We start from the raw sequence: 3274 nt of genomic DNA on the forward strand, positions 1-3274 counted from the left end.
ATATAAATACTTTTACAAATGGTTTTGTAGGATTTTAGTGTAAATAAATTAATTTAGCTTAGTACAATTGAAATGAAAAAATTTATATGTAATATATGACTTAAAAGGAGGGCAAAAAATGAAAAAAGTTTCTACAATTATAGCTAACAAGAAAAAGTATGATTCATATTTTGATAATACATTAAAGAATAGCGTTATTCATCGTTTAAAAACACTTAGTTTAGGTATTGTTACACTCGGACTAGCTTATCCTTGGATTTTATGTATGGAGCAAGAAGCTAAGTGTGAGCATACTGTTATATGTGGTAAAAGGTTAAAGTTTATAGGTGATCCAAAGGAGTTAATAGGACATTGGATTCTTTGGTGGTTCTTAATTATTATTACCTTTGGAGTGTTTAGCTTAGTAGTAGGAATCCGTTTTCAACAGTGGGTTACTGCAAATACTGTTTTTGAGGATACTGTTATTAAGTAATCTTTATATAGATTTATTGGTTAAATACTTAAATATGTACTTGATACTTATGTAAATTTTTCTTAAGACTATTTTTATTAATGTAAAATTTAAATGGACTGATTAAATCAGTCCATTATTTTATTTCATAGAAGATAATTGATTTAAGCTAACTTTTAATATATAAGCTTTTTAGTAATTGAAAAGCTTAAAAAGTTATATGCCATCATCACATTGACAATTATTTTTTTCAGTTTTTATTTTAAATTCTGAGATACCTGCTACTCCAGACTTAAGAGCTATTTCTTTTAACTCTTCTAAGGAAGAAGTTTTTAGTAATATTGAAGTTTCTATAACCATAGGTAAATTTGTACCACCTATAACTATTATATTTTTATCTTTATATGTATTAGAAAGTAATACTGAAGTTTTAAAAGGAGTGGCTCCTAACAAATCACTAAGTATTAGTATATCATTATTGCTATTATCTATGATTTCTTTTATGTTTTTTTCTAACATTTCAGGAATATCATCTATTAAGAAGTCTATAGCATAGACATTTTCTTGATTACCACATATTAAGTCTAATGAACTTTTCATACCACTTGCAAAGTTTCCATGACCTGTAATAATTAAATCTACCATAATAAAACCACCTTATTTATTTTATAGTATCCAGCAGTATTTACCTACTATACCTATTATAACTGTTATTATTATTAATTTTACTGGAGAAATTCCTTTCTTTAGAAGATAAAACATTAAGAAGGTATAAGCTAAAGGTAATAAATTTGGAAGAATTTTATCTAACATATCAGTTTGAAGCGGTATTTTAGCTTCTCCAGCTTTTATAACTAAAGGAGTTTTTAAGTTAACATAAGATGCTATTAATCCTCCTACAACTGTTAATCCTAGTATGGAGGCAGCATGTGAAATATTTTTAGTTTGTTCTTTTAAAGAAGCTATGGCTTTAACTCCAGTATTGTAACCATAGTGTCCTAATCCAAAGATTGCTATAAAGTGAATTGTGTTAAATAATACAAGGAAAATTATAGGACCAGCAATATTTCCTTGTATAGCTAATGAAGCACCTATACCAGAGCAAATAGGTAAAAGTGTTAACCAAAATAGAGCATCACCTATTCCTCCAAGAGGTCCCATAGTTGCAACTTTTATTGATCTAATAGTAGATCTATCTTGATGGCTTTCTTCCATAGAGGCTACTAATCCAATAATAAATGTAACTAAAAAAGGATGAGTATTGAAAAATTCCATATGTTCTTTCATAGCTGTTGATAAATCATATTCATCTTTATGAACCCTTCTTAATGTGGGAATAAGAGAATATAGCCAACCACAAGCTTGCATTCTTTCATAGTTAAAAGAGGCTTGTAATAAAAGAGATCTCCATATCATTTCATTAATAACTTTTTTAGTTATTACCTTTTCTTTTGGTGAATTTTCTAAACTTTTATTAGATTCCATCGCTAAAATCCTCCTCCTCTATAACTCTTATTGGTTTAACCTTTTCTTTTCTTTTAGAAGAATAATAATCGTATAGAGCAATACAACCACCTATAATGGCTATTCCTAGTATTGGGAATTTAGCATAAGCTGCTAGGGTAAAACCTAAAGCTAAAAATGCAATATATTCTTTTTTTAGCATTATTTTTAATAGCATTGCAAAACCAATAGCAGGCATCATTCCACCAGCTATTGCTAGCCCATCAATAACTTTTTGAGGAATTATTTCCACAATAACTTTTGCTTCTTCAGCACCAAAGTATACTGGAAGAAATGCTATCACAAAGTATACTAAAAATACAATTAAAACACCTAAATAGTTGATTCTTTCTATACCTTTATAATTAGCTTCTTGTGCATATTTATCTGCTTTATTCATAACTAAAGAAAATGCAGTAAATAATAAAGTTATACATGCTTGAGTTGCTATGGCAAAAGGAATAGCAAAACCAATAGCAGCTGTTGGAGTTAAATCAGCTAGTATAGCTATAGTAGTTCCTATAATACCGCCAATAACAACATTAGGAGGTTGAGCACCAGCAAGGGGTACCATTCCCATCCAAACTAATTCCAAAGTACCACCAACAATTAAGCCAGTTTTCATGTCACCAAGTATTAATCCAACAACAAAACCAGTAACTATAGGTCTATGTATATGAAAAAGACCATCAAACATATCAACTCCTGCTAAACCTGCCCAAAGGGCTATTAAAAGAGCTTGTATAAGCATAAGTATATCTCCTTTCTAAATTTATAAAAATTTATTAATATCAACTTCTACTTTTTCATCAGGAACCCTACGAATTTCTAGTTCTACTCCTAAATCTCTTAATTTTCTAAAAGCATCTAAATCAATTTCATCAACGGATACTGTGGAAGAGATTTGTTTCTTTCCATCAGTATAATGCATATTACCTATATTAACTTTTTTTATTGGAACTCCACCTTCAACAAGCTTTAAAACGTCTTCAGGAGTTTCACAAACTAAGAAAATAAGTTGTCTATCGGCAGCTTTATTAATAACTTTGATAGTTTTATCTAATGAAAAAAATCTAGTTTGTATTTCATCAGGCACAACCATTTCCATTAAATCTTGTCTAATTTCATCATTAGCTACAGCATCATTAGCTACTAAAATAAGATTAGCACCTAAGTGATTAACCCAAGTAACACCTACTTGTCCATGTATTAATCTGTTATCAATTCTAGTTAATAAAATATTTGCCATAAAAATTCCTCCATTATTTTAATTTTTTTTGAAAACGTATTATATAACTTTATACTAGCATACTAAATTTT

At 28.8% G+C, this 3274-nt stretch carries 5 protein-coding genes; 1 reads left to right on the top strand and 4 read right to left on the bottom strand.

From position 1 onward, the window contains the following. The first annotated feature begins 118 nt into the window (after positions 1-118). Positions 119-472: a YjgN family protein gene (locus GBZ86_RS14115; RefSeq protein ID WP_152891715.1), complete on the top strand. Its 354-nt coding sequence runs from the start codon at positions 119-121 to the stop codon at positions 470-472. Positions 473-667: 195 nt separating this feature from the next. Here the strand turns inward: GBZ86_RS14115 and GBZ86_RS14120 are convergent, their stop codons facing one another. Genes GBZ86_RS14120 through agaV form a run of 4 tightly spaced genes read right to left on the bottom strand, consistent with a single transcriptional unit; the run spans position 668 to position 3203 of the window. Beyond that, positions 668-1096 (bottom strand): PTS sugar transporter subunit IIA, encoded by a 429-nt coding sequence (locus GBZ86_RS14120; RefSeq protein WP_152891717.1) that lies wholly within the window; start codon positions 1094-1096, stop codon positions 668-670. Positions 1097-1117: 21 nt separating this feature from the next. After that, entirely contained in the window at positions 1118-1936 is an 819-nt protein-coding gene (locus GBZ86_RS14125; protein WP_152891719.1) for a PTS system mannose/fructose/sorbose family transporter subunit IID, read from the bottom strand. After that, a complete protein-coding gene (gene agaW / locus GBZ86_RS14130) occupies positions 1926-2705 on the bottom strand; it encodes a PTS N-acetylgalactosamine transporter subunit IIC (protein ID WP_152891721.1) in 780 nt (259 codons plus the stop codon). The genes GBZ86_RS14125 and agaW overlap by 11 nt, the downstream gene beginning before the upstream one ends. Before the next feature lie 21 nt (positions 2706-2726). Further along, the gene (gene agaV, locus GBZ86_RS14135; RefSeq protein ID WP_152891723.1) at positions 2727-3203 is read right to left on the bottom strand and encodes a PTS N-acetylgalactosamine transporter subunit IIB; all 477 of its coding nucleotides are present in this window, start codon (positions 3201-3203) and stop codon (positions 2727-2729) included. Positions 3204-3274: the final 71 nt, after the last annotated feature.

Origin of the sequence: Clostridium tarantellae, assembly GCF_009295725.1 — a bacterium.
GTDB lineage: Bacteria > Bacillota > Clostridia > Clostridiales > Clostridiaceae > Sarcina > Sarcina tarantellae.